The organism is Flavobacterium algoritolerans (assembly GCF_030010385.1).
Lineage (GTDB): Bacteria > Bacteroidota > Bacteroidia > Flavobacteriales > Flavobacteriaceae > Flavobacterium > Flavobacterium algoritolerans.
Genome location: NZ_JASCRZ010000001.1, coordinates 409,882 through 423,483 on the forward strand (window position 1 = coordinate 409,882; position 13,602 = coordinate 423,483).

General features: G+C 34.2%; 9 protein-coding genes. All 9 read left to right on the plus strand.

The window, feature by feature from the left end; all coding sequences use genetic code 11:
- The first annotated feature begins 86 nt into the window (after positions 1 to 86).
- The gene (locus QLS65_RS01755) at positions 87 to 2,480 is read left to right on the plus strand and encodes a DUF5916 domain-containing protein (protein ID WP_282714839.1); all 2,394 of its coding nucleotides are present in this window, start codon (positions 87 to 89) and stop codon (positions 2,478 to 2,480) included.
- A 138-nt stretch (positions 2,481 to 2,618) separates the two neighbouring features.
- Entirely contained in the window at positions 2,619 to 5,036 is a 2,418-nt protein-coding gene (locus QLS65_RS01760) for a DUF5916 domain-containing protein (RefSeq protein ID WP_282714841.1), read from the plus strand.
- Positions 5,037 to 5,177: 141 nt separating this feature from the next.
- Positions 5,178 to 6,695 carry a 2,3-bisphosphoglycerate-independent phosphoglycerate mutase gene (gpmI, locus tag QLS65_RS01765; RefSeq protein WP_282714842.1) on the plus strand — a complete coding sequence of 506 codons (1,518 nt, stop codon included), beginning with the start codon at positions 5,178 to 5,180 and terminating at the stop codon, positions 6,693 to 6,695.
- Between the two features lie 125 nt (positions 6,696 to 6,820).
- Positions 6,821 to 7,492, plus strand: coding sequence for a TetR/AcrR family transcriptional regulator (locus QLS65_RS01770; protein WP_282710745.1), 672 nt, complete (start codon positions 6,821 to 6,823; stop codon positions 7,490 to 7,492).
- A gap of 15 nt (positions 7,493 to 7,507) precedes the next feature.
- Positions 7,508 to 9,169: a peptidase domain-containing ABC transporter gene (locus QLS65_RS01775; protein ID WP_282714844.1), complete on the plus strand. Its 1,662-nt coding sequence runs from the start codon at positions 7,508 to 7,510 to the stop codon at positions 9,167 to 9,169.
- Positions 9,170 to 9,171: 2 nt separating this feature from the next.
- A complete protein-coding gene (locus QLS65_RS01780; RefSeq protein WP_282714846.1) occupies positions 9,172 to 10,518 on the plus strand; it encodes an HlyD family secretion protein in 1,347 nt (448 codons plus the stop codon).
- Positions 10,518 to 11,906: a TolC family protein gene (locus QLS65_RS01785; RefSeq protein ID WP_282714849.1), complete on the plus strand. Its 1,389-nt coding sequence runs from the start codon at positions 10,518 to 10,520 to the stop codon at positions 11,904 to 11,906. The genes QLS65_RS01780 and QLS65_RS01785 overlap by 1 nt, the downstream gene beginning before the upstream one ends.
- 44 nt (positions 11,907 to 11,950) lie before the next feature.
- Entirely contained in the window at positions 11,951 to 12,769 is an 819-nt protein-coding gene (map, locus tag QLS65_RS01790) for a type I methionyl aminopeptidase (protein WP_282714851.1), read from the plus strand.
- The gene (locus QLS65_RS01795) at positions 12,769 to 13,602 is read left to right on the plus strand and encodes a class I SAM-dependent methyltransferase (RefSeq protein WP_282714853.1); all 834 of its coding nucleotides are present in this window, start codon (positions 12,769 to 12,771) and stop codon (positions 13,600 to 13,602) included. Before map ends, QLS65_RS01795 begins: the two co-directional genes overlap by 1 nt.

Sequence of the window (13,602 nt, forward strand, 5' to 3'; positions counted from 1 at the left end):
ACTTGGTGAAATATTGAGTGAAAAATCATAAAAAACACAATTTCTATGTTAATTTTGTTATTTTTGTTTAGAATCAATCCCAATTTATGTCAAAGTTACATTCGATAGCTATATTTTGTTTAATTTTCTTTAGTTATACTGCTTACAGCCAAAAAAAAACGCTTCAAGCAAAATCCATCACTGAAAACATAACAATTGATGGAAAGATAAATGAAGAAATTTGGGAATCTGCCTCAGTTGCTACCAATTTTGTAATGTTTGAACCTGACAACGGAAAACCAATAAGCAACGATAAAAGGACAGAAGTAAAAGTACTCTACGATAACAATGCCATCTACATAGCGGCATTACTTTATGACAATGAACCTGAAAAAATTCAACGTGAAATAACAAAACGAGATGTTTTTGGGGTTTCAGATCACTTTTCAGTTTACATCAACGGATTCAATGATGGCCAACAAGATTTTAGGTTTTTTGTAAGCGCTGCAGGAGTCCAAATGGATTGTTTAGCAATTGAAGATTCTGAAGATTTTACTTGGGATGCCATTTGGGACAGTGAAGTAACAGTAACGGAATTTGGTTGGGTTGTTGAAATGAAAATTCCTTATGCTGCCTTACGATTTTCAAAAGCTGATAAACAAACTTGGGGCTTGAACTTCATGCGTGAAATCAAACGCGATGTACAAAAATATACTTGGAACAGGATTGACACTAAAATTGGCGCTGTTATTCCACAAGCAGGAATTCTTCAAGGAATTGAAAGTATACAAACTCCTACCCGACTTTTCTTGATTCCATATTCATCCGCATACTATCAACAAAGTAATATTGGTTCTGACACTACTTTAAAAGCTGGGTTAGATATAAAATACGGCATAAACGACTCCTTTACATTAGATGCTATTTTGGTACCTGATTTTGGACAGACAAAATTTGACAATGCGATTTTGAATTTAGAACCTTTCGAACAACAGTTGGAAGAAAATAGACCTTTTTTTACCGAAGGAACTGATTTATTCAACAAAGGAGGTTTGTTTTATTCCCGAAGAATTGGTGGGGCTCCAAGCACTGAACCCGCTACGGCAGCAAATGAAGAAATAACCAATTATCCAAGCACGGTAGATTTACTGAATGCCGTAAAAATATCCGGCCGTACTGAAAAAGGATTCGGAATTGGATTCTTGAATGCCGTTACTGAGAGAACTAAAGCTACTATTTTAAATAATGAGACAGGCGAAGTTAGAAAAGAAGTAATCGAACCATTGACTAATTATAATATGTTAGTTTTGGATCAACGTTTTAACCAAAACTCATCTGTTTCTTTTGTAAATGCGAACACTACTAGAAATGGAGGTTTTAGAGATGCGAATGCTTCGGCATTATTGTTTGATTTGAATACAAAAGAAAATACGTATAATTTATATGGAGATTTCAAATACAGTTCCATCAATACAGTTGAAGATTACGATGGATTTAAGACCGAAATAGGATTTGCAAAAACAAGCGGGAAATATCGTTATGGATTTTCCGGAAAATATGTTTCAGAAAACTATGATGTAAATGATTTAGGGATTAATTTTTATTCCAATTATCACAATGCTTATGCGAATGGAAGCTACAGAATAGTAAATCCGACTAAAGTTTTTAATACTTTCAAAATCAATCAATATATTAATTTTGAGATTGACAACACCTCAAAAAAACTACAAACTGGTGCATTTGGAACAGAAATAAAAGCAACAACATTACAAAACGATTACTTAGAATTTGTAGTTGAATTTTCACCATTTAAAACTTTTGATTTTTATGAACCTCGTGAATATGGCAAATATGTGTTCCTTCCTGAAAAAGTTTTTACTGCAATAAATTTTGCCACTAACGACAATAACCCTTTTACATTAGTTGTGCAACCTTCATTGTCCAAATTCAATGAGAATGACCGAAATGTTTATGGTTTTTATATAAGTCCAAAATACCGATTTAACGACAGGCTTTCTATTGCATACGTATTAGATTATTTTAACGAAACTAATGATCGCGGCTGGGTTGATTCTGACAATACAGGGATAATTTTTGCTGAACGCAATAGGGAAACAGCTCAAAATGATTTTACCGGAAAATATGCCTTGAATAATAGAATGACAATAAACCTGACCGCACGTTATTACTGGTCCTATTCTAAAAATCATCAATTTTTCACCTTACAAAACAGCGGTTATTTAACTCCAAACAATACTTACTCACAAAACAAAGACAGGAATTTTAATTCTTGGAACTTCGATTTGTCTTATTCTTGGTGGTTTGCACCTGGAAGCGAAATATCCATTTTGTACCGTAACTATGGATTAGAAAGAGCGAGTATAGTCGAAAAAGATTTATCTAAAAATCTAAAAAGTATTTTTAATAGCGACTTAACCAATGTGCTTTCCATAAGCATTCGCTATTTCATTGATTACAATGCCGTGAAAAATAAATTTTAATTTTTCGATCAAACTGTAACATTCAATTGAAAAGGGAGTCTATTAATTCAAACTATTCAGTGGATTGGTGATTGTTGCCTTTGAAACTTTTTTGGTTTTTCTAAATTTTGCATCAATCACCAATCAATCAATCGTTTCATGAAAAATCAGTTATTACTTTGTTTTCTATTCCTATCTGCTTTTGGCTACAGCCAAAAAAAAGTCTTACAAACTAAATTCATTTCGGAAAAAATTGAAATCGATGGAAGATTAGACGAGAATACATGGCAGACAGCTGCAATAGCCAATGATTTCATCATGTTTGACCCAGACAATGGCAAAGCGATTCCAGAAAACAAGAGAACTGAAGTAAAAGTTTTATATGATAATGACGCCATATATATTGGAGCCATTATGTATGATGAAAATCCGGGGAAAATTTTAAGAGAAATTACCCAGCGGGATAATTTTGGTACTTCTGACCTTTTTGGTGTTTTTATAAATGGCTTTAACGATGGACAACAAGATTTTCAGTTTTTTGTCAACGCAGCAGATGGACAAGCCGATTGCATTACCACCGATACCAATGGTGAGGATTATTCTTGGGACGCCGTTTGGAAAAGCAAAGCCGTGATTACGGATAAAGGCTGGGTTGTAGAAATGAGAATTCCATACGCCGCATTGCGTTTTTCTGGCGAGAATAAACAAACCTGGGGACTTAATTTTTTCAGGGAAATTAGACGGGATCGTCATAAATACACTTGGAATTTCATTGATTCAAAATTGGGAACTTTCACCCAACAAACAGGGGTTTTAGAAGGAATTGAAAATATAAAACCTCCCACCCGACTCTTCCTTTTGCCGTATTCTTCTTTTTATGTTAATGCAAATGCGCAACAAAAAACGTACGGAACTCTCAAAGGCGGATTAGATTTGAAATACGGAATAAACGATGCTTTTACGCTGGATATGATTCTTATTCCTGATTTTGGACAAACAAAATACGATGATCAAATTCTGAATTTAGGACCATTTGAACAACAATTTAACGAGAACAGACCTTTTTTTACAGAGGGAACCGATTTATTTAGTAAAGGAAATTTAGTTTATTCGAGACGAATTGGAGGAAACCCAATCAATTATCCGACCGCTGAAGCCAATGAAGAAATTATTGACAACCCGGCAAGTGTCAATCTTATCAATGCATTAAAAGTTTCCGGAAGAACCAAAAATGGATTGGGAATAGGAATATTGAATGCCGTTACCGAAAAAACTTCAGCATCTATTCGAAATAATGACACACAAGAAGTAAGAAAAGAAGTAGTCGAACCTCTTGCAAACTACAATGTTTTGGTATTGGATCAACGCTTTCGCAAAAATTCCTCAGTTGCGTTTGTAAACACTAATGTGACTCGAAACGGAAGTTTTAGAGATGGAAACGTTACAGCTTTAGCTTGGGATTTGAATACTAAGAAAAACACCTACAACCTTTCGGGAGATTTTAAATACAGTTATATCAATGACGTTGAAAATAAAAAAGGAATTAATTCACAATTAAATTTCTCTGAAACCAGTGGAAAATACCGTTATGGTTTTGGTGGTAACATTGTTACCAAAGATTTCGACAACAATGATTTGGGAATCAATTTTGAAACTAATTATTACAGTTTATATGGTAATACGAGTTATAGAATCCTTAATCCAACTAAGGTGTTTAACAGCTTTAATGCCTACCTTAATCTTTACTCACAGTTTCAAAAAGAAACGGGTAAAATTCAATCCAGTAATATCAATCTTGAGATAAATTCTAAAAACAAAAAAAATCACTTTTTCGGACTTGGGATTGATGCCAATGCGGTAGAAACATATGATTATTATGAACCAAGAACGGCCGACAGATACGTAATAAAACCAACGAAAATTGGAGGTTATTTATATGTTTCGACCAATTATAATAATAGTTTTGCCATTGACGTAAATCCTTCTTATGCATTTTTTGATGAAGCAGGAAGAAATTCCTATGGTTTTTCTATAGGTCCAAGATATCGTTTTAATGATAAATTATCGCTGAATTACAACTTCAATTTTTTCAGACAAAACAATAATAAAGGATACATTGACAGCATTAATGATGACATGAATTCGGCAACGCCAAACACGATAGTTTTTGCCAATAGAAATGTAATTACCTATTCAAATACGCTTTCTGGGAAATATTCTCTGAACAGCCAAATGACGTTTAATATTTCGTTGCGTCAATATTGGTCGTACGCCGAAAATAAAAATACTTTATCATTAGAACAAAACGGAAGACTCGCTGATTTTGCAGGATATACAACTAATAAAAACTCGAGTTTCTATTCTTGGAATGCTGATTTGTCTTATTCTTGGTGGTTTGCTCCCGGAAGTCAAGTTTCTGTTTTATATCGTAATAATGCTGGTGCCTTTGGAAGAGACATCAATAAAGAGTTTAAGGACAATGTCACTAATCTTTTGAATAACGATGCATTGAGCCATGTTTTCTCAATAAGTGTGCGTTATTTTATAGATTACAATCAAGTTAAGAATAAATTCTAAATGCATTAATTTTAAAAAAGACAACTTTCCACAACAAAATAATCATTATTTGTTATTGTTAGCCTCCGAATGTATAATAGTGATTTCCATTCATTCGAACATTTTTAGAAATGCTTTATCTTTGCTTAAAATAAATTTGCAATGAACAAAAAAGTAATTCTTATGATTTTGGACGGTTGGGGAAAATCTCCTGACCCTAAAGTATCAGCAATTGATAATGCCAATGTGCCATTTATTAACAGTTTATATAGAAATTATCCAAGCGCCCAGCTTCGAACTGACGGATTAAATGTTGGACTTCCTGAGGGGCAAATGGGAAACAGCGAAGTAGGACACATGAATCTTGGTGCCGGTAGAATTGTCTATCAGGATTTAGCCAAAATTAACCTTGCCGTTGCACACGACACTTTGGCAAAGGAGCAAGTTTTAGTTGACGCCTTTACTTATGCCAGAATAAACAATAAAAAAGTACACTTTTTAGGTCTGGTTTCAGATGGAGGTGTACACTCTCATACTTCTCATCTACGCGGCTTGATTAACGCGACACAACAACACGGATTACAGAAAGTTTTCGTTCACGCTTTTACTGACGGTCGTGATGTAGATCCAAAATCTGGTAAACATTATATTCAGGATTTACAGGATTATATAGCTAATACTACCGTGAAACTGGCTTCGGTTGTGGGACGTTATTATGCAATGGACCGTGACAAACGTTGGGAAAGAGTAAAACTTGCTTACGATTTATTGGTAAACGGAATTGGAACTCATTCAACAAATGCAGTTACTTCCATCGAAGAAAGTTATGAGGTTAATGTAACCGATGAATTTATTCATCCAACGGTTATAGTAGATGAATATGACAAACCATTGGCCACAATTGAAGAAGACGATGTGGTTATCTTTTTCAATTTCAGAACAGACAGAGGAAGAGAATTAACCGAAGCACTCTCACAACAAGATTTTCATGAGGAGAACATGCACAAGTTAAACTTGTATTATGTAACCCTTACTAATTATGACGAAACTTACCAAAATGTAAAAGTCGTTTATAATAAAGATAATATTACTGAAACTCTTGGTGAGGTTTTAGAAAAAGCGCATAAAAAGCAAATTCGTATAGCCGAAACGGAGAAATATCCTCACGTTACTTTCTTCTTTTCCGGTGGAAGAGAACAACCGTTTATTGGCGAAAGCCGCATTTTGAAAAATTCTCCAAAGGTTGCCACTTATGACTTACAGCCAGAAATGAGTGCCTTTGAATTGACAGATGCTTTGGTTTCGGAATTGGAGAAAGAAGAAGTAGATTTTGTTTGTCTTAATTTTGCTAACGGTGACATGGTAGGTCATACCGGGATTATGAGTGCAGCGATACAAGCCTGTGAAGCAGTTGATAAATGCGTTGAAAAAGTAATCACAACTGCATTAGCGCACAATTACACAACTATTGTAATTGCAGATCACGGAAACTGTGAAACTATGATTAATCCTGACGGAAGCCCAAATACAGCACATACAACAAATCCAGTTCCAATTATTTTAGTGGACAAAGACTTAAGAGTGATTCATGATGGCGTTCTTGGCGATATTGCTCCTACTATCTTAGAATTAATGGGAGTAGAAAAACCTGAGGTAATGACTTGTCATTCTTTACTTTAAATAAAACTAACAACCAATATTTGAATTAAAAGCTACTCCATACAAGTAGCTTTTTTTTATAAATAAAAGTTAAAATCTCATTATTGATAGTAATACTATTATATTTGCATAAAATATTATCAATTATGAATACAATACTATCCAATTTAAAAATACAAGTCAACGAGAAAATCTATGTAAAGGATCCGGAAACGTCTCCTTTAGGTAAAAAAATTGTAGAACAAAGTATCCTTTTGATAGACGAAATTGGATTCGATAATTTTACATTCAAAAAGTTGGGAGAAAAAATTGGTTCTAATGAAAGTTCCATTTATCGCTACTTTGAAAACAAACATAAACTATTAGTTTATTTATCCTCTTGGTACTGGAGTTGGATGGAATATAAACTGGTTTTTGCCACGACAAATATTTTGGATCCAGCCGAAAAACTCAGTAAAGCAATCACTATCGTAACTGAAAAAGTTACTGATGACAAAAACACAGAGCACATCAATGAAGCTATTTTGAATAAAATCATCATTGCTGAATTCACAAAAACAGTGCAAACAAAAGAAGTAGATCAGGAAAACAAGGAAGGTTTTTTTCTGATTTACAAAAGAGTAATTAATCGAATTGTAGGCATAGTAAAAGAAGTCAATCCAGAATATCCTTTTGCAAAATCACTAGTTTCTACTATAGTTGAAGGAAATTTGCATCAGCATTTTCTAATGGAACATCTAAAAACGATTACCGATTGTAATGAATCCGTGAGTACCACTGAATTTTACTTGAATCTTGCCAAAAATGTCCTTCGATAAACTAAAAAAACTAACATGACTCCATTAAGACGTTTTTACAACTTACTTCAATTAGACAAAAAAGATGTCTATCAAATATTTTTTTATGCCATTTTTGCTGGATTAATCAGCTTGTCGTTACCGCTGGGAATTCAAGCAATCACGAATTTTATACAATCTGGAAGAGTTAGCGCTTCTTGGATAGTTTTAATTATTTTAGTAGTTTTTGGGGTTGCATTAGTTGGAATTTTATCTTTAATGCAACTCCGAATCACCGAAAATTTACAGCAAAAAATATTTGTTCGTTCCTCCTTTGAATTTGCTGCTCGCTTGCCAAAAATAAAAACAGATCAATTATACAATTCATATCCACCAGAATTAGCCAATCGTTTTTTTGATACGATGACCATCCAAAAAGGAACTTCAAAGCTATTAATCGATTTTTCGGCGGCTCTCTTACAAATTGCTTTCGGCTTGATTTTATTGTCTTTGTACCATCCGTATTTTATTGTATTTGGAGTTTTACTGTTTTTTCTTTTGTACTTTATATTCAAATTTTCCTATAAATCCGGACTGGAAACCAGCTTAAAAGAGTCTAAATTCAAATATAAAGTGGCTGGCTGGTTGCAAGAAATGGCTCGAAATAATTTCAGTTTCAAAAATGACCTCAACTATAATTATGGTTTACAAAAAAACAATAATTTGGTTAGTGATTATTTGAATTATCGCGAAAAACATTTTAAAATCATGCAAAGACAGTTCACACAACTGATTATTTTTAAAATCTTAATCACTGCAAGTTTATTGTCGATTGGAGGATTTTTAGTATTGTCCCAACAAATGAATATTGGGCAATTTGTAGCTGCAGAAATAATCATTTTATTAGTCATCAATTCGGTTGAAAAAATAATACTCGGACTCGAAACATTCTACGATGTACTGACTTCAGTTGAAAAAATTGGTCAAGTAACCGACTTGGAATTAGAGGAAGAAACCACGTTCAAAAGTGATACTTGTTATGCCAATATTTCATTAGAAACAGAAAATCTTAGTTTTAAATTCCCGGATTCAGACAAAGAAATACTGAGCAACATTTCCTTGAAAATTGAGCAAGGGGACAAAATTGCAATAGCAGGAGACAATGGTTCCGGAAAAACAACACTGATTCGAATATTGTCCGGTTTATTGCAGCCTACATCTGGTTCTTTTTTCATCAATGATGATACGTTCAGAAAAATCAACCTGAAACAATACCGCTCCCAAATAGGCAGCATTATTCAAGGCGAAACACCATTTGAAGGAACGCTGTTAGCTAACATCACGTTCAATGACAACTCGGTAAGTACTGAAGATTTAAGATGGGCCATTGAAGGCGTCCAACTTTCGTCATTCATCAAATCATTGCCAAAAGGTCTGGAGACACGCATTTTTCCGGAAGGAAAACAATTATCGTCTTCTAATGCACAAAAAGTGCTACTGGCCAGAAGCATCATCCATAAGCCAAAAGTGCTTTTTTATGAAGATCCAACAGACATGATGGATGAAGAAATAGCTAATGAAGTTATTGACTTCATCACTTCCGAAAAAAACAAATGGACGATTATCGTTTCTTCAAAAAATCCATATTGGAGAACCAAATGTAATAGACGAATCATTATGCAAAATGGGGTGATTCAACTTGATTTAAAAAATAATTAGTCATGCTAAATATATCTGATAACAAAACAAAACTGCAACCGTTAGACCGTTACGAGACCATTAAAAACTTGGCTAACAGACCGCATTACAGAATTTTAAATAAAATTATAGCTGGTGTTTCAATAGTAGCTTTAGTGGCACTTTTTCTCCCTTGGACACAAAACATTTCAGGAACTGGAAGTGTAACAACATTAAAACCGGACCAAAGACCACAATCTATTCAAAGTGTGATTTCTGGCCGACTTGAAAAATGGTATGTCCAAGAAGGTGATTTTGTCAATAAAGGCGATACAATCCTGTTTATCTCTGAAATAAAAGAGGATTATATGGATCCTAATTTAGTGGAAAACACTAGAAACCAAATGAATGCCAAGAAACAATCTTTACAATCGTATGGTTCTAAAGTAAGTACACTTTCCGGCCAAATTCAGAACATTGAAAGGGAAAAGGTCTTAAAACTGGAACAAGCACAAAATAAAATCAAACAATCTCTTTTGAAAATAAAGAGTGACAGTATGGATCTTGTTGCTGTAAAAACCCAGCTGAGAATAGCCAATACACAATATGATCGTTCCGTTCAGCTGAATAAAGAAGGACTAAAACCACTTACCGATATTGAAGAAAAAAGACTAAAATTACAAGAAGTAGAAGCTAAAATTATCACGCAGGAAAACAAATACTTAACAAGCAAAAACGAATTTATCAACGCCAAAGTGGAAATAAACAGAATAAGCGCAGAGTATGCGGAGAAAGTTTCGAAAGCCAATAGTGACAAATACACAGCACTCAGCAGTAAGTACGACACCGATGCACAGGTAAACAAACTCGAAAATCAATATGCAAACTACAGCATTCGCAATGGGATGTATTATATCAAAGCATCGCAAAACGGCTATATCAATAGGGCGCTACAATCCGGTATAGGCGAAACGATAAAAGAAGGAACACCAATTGCAACCATAATGCCTTCAGAATATGATATCGCAGTAGAAACTTTTGTAAACCCAATTGACCTGCCGTTATTAACCAAAGGAGAAAAAGTTCGGGTTTGGTTTGATGGATGGCCTACTATTGTATTTTCAGGATGGCCAAATATGTCTTATGGGACTTTTGGAGGCGAAATTGTAGCCATTGAAAATTTCATTAGTACCAATGGAAAATATCGTGTTTTGATTGCTCCGGATAAAAAAGCAGCCAAATGGCCTGTACAATTGAGCATTGGAGCCGGTGCGCAAACTGTCGCTTTATTAGAGACCGTTCCGGTATGGTTTGAATTATGGAGAACCCTGAATGGATTCCCTCCTAATTATTATAAACCTTCGGTTAAAACAACAACAGAGAAAAAATAATGAAAAAGATATTTTTAGCATTTCTATTTTTGAGTTTTGTTGCAACAGCCCAAGATATCGCATCAAAAGAACTTACCTACACCGAGTTTCTGGGGTATGTGAAAAAATACCATCCGCTGGTAAAGAATGCCAACTTGGAAATCAATAAAGCACAAGCTAATTTGATGATGGCCCGTGGTGGATTTGACCCAAAAGTTGAAGTAGATTTCAGCAAAAAACAATTCAAAGACAAGGAATATTATTCCATTTTAAACAGCAGTTTCAAAATCCCAACTTGGTATGGAATCGAGATTAAAGCAGGATTTGACAATAGTGAAGGTGTTTATTTGAATCCACAAAATACACTTCCTAATCAAGGCTTAACTTCGCTGGGCGTAACCGTTTCGCTAGGACAAGGTTTGTTTATCAATCAAAGGATGGCGGATGTTAGAAAAGCAAAAATGCAAATGCAACTAAGCCAATCCGAAAGAAAACTGCAGGCTATTACAGTTTTATATGATGCTTCTTTGGCTTATTTTAATTGGAAGAAAAACTTCAATGAAGTGCAATTGTATGAAGAATACAACAATAATGCACAAATTAGATTTAAAGGAATTCAGTCGTTAATTAAACAAGGAGATAAACCTGCAATAGACAGTGTGGAAGCAGGAATTATTGTAAAAAACAGGAAACTGAGCTTGGAAGACTCGTACCTAAAATTGGCTAAAGCCAAATTAGAACTTTCTAATTTTCTTTGGTTGGAAAACAACATTCCATTGGAAATATCCAATGAATTGATTCCCGAAACGCAATTGGAATTCACGATTCAGGAAAGTTTAAAAACGAATGATTTATTGAATACAGATTTCTCCATCACCAATCATCCAAAAATCAATGCGCTGCAAAGCAAGGTTGACATGCTCAATGTGGAGAGAAAACTGAAAGCCAACATGCTTTTGCCTAAAATTGATGTGGGTTACTCCTATATATCGGAACCCAGTTATATTGATAATTATCAGTTTGAGGATTATAAAATTGGATTGGATTTTTATTTTCCTTTGTTTCTTCGAAAAGAACGCGGTAGTCTGAAATTAGCAAAGTATAAAGTACAGGAAACCGAATTTATATTGGATTTAGAAAAAGTACAATTGACCAATAAAATCAATGCCCAAAGAATGGAAATTGAATCCTTGCTAAGACAAAAAGAGTTAATAAAAGGTTTAGTAGAAGATAATCTAACGATGCTAAATTCAGAGGAAAGATTGTTTTCTTTTGGTGAAAGTTCCTTGTTTTTAATCAATACTCGAGAGAATAATTTAGTCAGTGCACAGCTTTCTAAGATAGCTTTGGAGAACCGTTTTTACATTTCAAATTCAGAGCTTTTTAAAATAATGGCCAATCCGGATTAAATAATTTATAAAATTGTACTTTTGCAAACTGAAAATTAGAAATTATGATTATTATAAAATCACGTGAAGAAATAGAATTAATGCGTGAAAGTGCGTTAATCGTATCAAAAACATTAGGTATGATTGCTTCTGAAATCAAAGAAGGAGTTACTACTTTATATTTGGATAAATTAGCCGAAACATTCATTCGTGATCATGGAGCTGAACCAAGTTTTCTTGGATTATATGGTTTTCCAAATTCACTTTGCATGAGTCCAAACGCTCAAGTGGTTCATGGAATCCCAAACAACACGCCTTTAAAAAGCGGTGATGTAATCTCTGTAGATTGTGGCGCATATAAAAACGGATACCATGGCGATCATGCCTATTCTTTTGAAGTAGGTGAAGTCGCTCCTGAAACTAAAAAATTATTGCAGATAACAAAAGAATCCTTGTATGTTGGAATCCGCGAATTCAAATTAGGAAATCGTGTAGAAGACGTAGGAAATGCAATTCAAAAATACAATGAAGCACATGGTTATGGTGTAGTTCGTGAATTAGTAGGTCATGGCGTAGGACAAAAAATGCATGAGGCTCCTGAAATGCCTAATTATGGTAAAAAAGGAAGAGGAAAACTTTTTGCAGAAGGAATGGTTGTCGCTATTGAACCGATGATTAACATGGGAACCCGAAACATCAAACAACTAAAAGACGGCTGGACAATCCTTACTGCCGATGGAAAACCAAGTGCCCATTTTGAGCATGACGTTGCGATTATTGATGGGAAACCGGAAATTTTATCGACTTTTGGATACATCTACAAAGCGTTAGGAATTGTGAGTAATGAGGAAGATGAGTTTAGAAGAGAACCTTTAGTATTGTAATGAAAAAACTTTTTAAATTAATACTTAATACCATTCCTCGTCCTTTATTAATCAGGTTGAGTTATGTAGCCCGTCCTATTATCGCTTTTTCATTAAGAGGAACTAATTTCACAGATCCAATCGACGGGAAAAGCTTCAAATCGATGTTGCCTTATGGATACGAAACACAACGAAATAATGTGCTTTCGCCAAGTACCCTTTCCCTGGAAAGACATCGTTTATTATGGTTGTATTTGAATGAAGAAACTGATTTTTTTAAATCTGAACTAGTTTCAGATTCTTCTTTTACGAATACTAAAAGAATTAAATTAAGAGATGCTGAAACAAATTCAGCATTAAAAGTATTGCATTTTGCACCAGAACAAGCTTTTTATAAATTGTTTCGAAATCAAAAAAATCTGGACTACACCACAACCGATTTGTTTTCACCATTGGCGGATGTAAAAGCAGATATTTGTAATTTGCCTTTTGAAGACAATCAATATGATGTTATTCTCTGCAATCATGTTTTAGAACATATTCCGGATGATACGAAAGCCATGCAGGAATTGTATCGGGTTTTGAAACCTGGTGGAATGGCAATTTTACAAATTCCACAGGATTTATCAAGAGCAACAACTTTTGCAGATGATTCCATTACAGATCAAAAAGAACGCGCTAAAATCTTCGGTCAATACGATCATGTCCGTATTTATGGACGCGATTATTTTGATAAATTACGAAGTATCGGTTTTAGAGTAATTGAAGAGGATTACACTAATAAAATTGCACCCGAATTAGTAGAGAAATACTGTTTAGCCAAAGGGGAAATTATCCCTGTTTGTTTTAAATAA

Excerpts from the sequence above, each read along its gene's own strand:
- QLS65_RS01755 (WP_282714839.1), top strand. The coding sequence starts at position 87 with ATGTCAAAGTTACATTCGATAGCTATATTTTGTTTAATTTTCTTTAGT.
- QLS65_RS01760 (WP_282714841.1), top strand. The coding sequence starts at position 2,619 with ATGAAAAATCAGTTATTACTTTGTTTTCTATTCCTATCTGCTTTTGGC.
- gpmI (WP_282714842.1), top strand. The coding sequence starts at position 5,178 with ATGAACAAAAAAGTAATTCTTATGATTTTGGACGGTTGGGGAAAATCT.
- QLS65_RS01770 (WP_282710745.1), top strand. The coding sequence starts at position 6,821 with ATGAATACAATACTATCCAATTTAAAAATACAAGTCAACGAGAAAATC.
- QLS65_RS01775 (WP_282714844.1), top strand. The coding sequence starts at position 7,508 with ATGACTCCATTAAGACGTTTTTACAACTTACTTCAATTAGACAAAAAA.
- QLS65_RS01780 (WP_282714846.1), top strand. The coding sequence starts at position 9,172 with ATGCTAAATATATCTGATAACAAAACAAAACTGCAACCGTTAGACCGT.
- QLS65_RS01785 (WP_282714849.1), top strand. The coding sequence starts at position 10,518 with ATGAAAAAGATATTTTTAGCATTTCTATTTTTGAGTTTTGTTGCAACA.
- map (WP_282714851.1), top strand. The coding sequence starts at position 11,951 with ATGATTATTATAAAATCACGTGAAGAAATAGAATTAATGCGTGAAAGT.
- QLS65_RS01795 (WP_282714853.1), top strand. The coding sequence starts at position 12,769 with ATGAAAAAACTTTTTAAATTAATACTTAATACCATTCCTCGTCCTTTA.